This window comes from Pantoea stewartii subsp. stewartii (genome assembly GCF_008801695.1).
Classification (GTDB): domain Bacteria; phylum Pseudomonadota; class Gammaproteobacteria; order Enterobacterales; family Enterobacteriaceae; genus Pantoea; species Pantoea stewartii.
Genome location: NZ_VZPF01000291.1, coordinates 1 through 355 on the forward strand (window position 1 = coordinate 1; position 355 = coordinate 355).

Below are 355 nucleotides of genomic sequence, written 5' to 3' on the forward strand. Positions count from 1 at the left end.
TGGAGGCGAAGCGCCTCAAGGAGCCATGTCCGGTGTTTCACGCGATAGTGTCCATTAAAAAATGATGGACACTATTTTCCCGGAACCGGAGCCCGCTGCACAGACGGTTTAAATGTGACGCTTACTCTTTTTTTTTGCTGCCCTGACACATGTCAGGTGAAAGTGCGCTGTAATTGTGTGATCATCAGCATCAGGCTCATCTGATGGGCGTAAACTAAAACGAGTGGTATCGGCATAGGAGGCAGGCATCTCAGCCTGCTCCCCTGCCACACCACCCGGCATGCGGGCCCGCACCGGGCGGTTCGAAAGTTTGAGGTTACACGAGTCGGGGTAAACCTTGTCTGTCGAACCACGC

At 53.8% G+C, this 355-nt stretch carries 1 protein-coding gene; it reads right to left on the reverse strand.

Annotation, left to right across the window (positions count from 1 at the left end; genetic code table 11):
- Positions 1-108: 108 nt before the first annotated feature.
- A partial coding sequence (locus tag F7Q90_RS26990; RefSeq protein ID WP_211369715.1) for a hypothetical protein occupies positions 109-355 on the reverse strand: 247 nt, incomplete at its 5' end.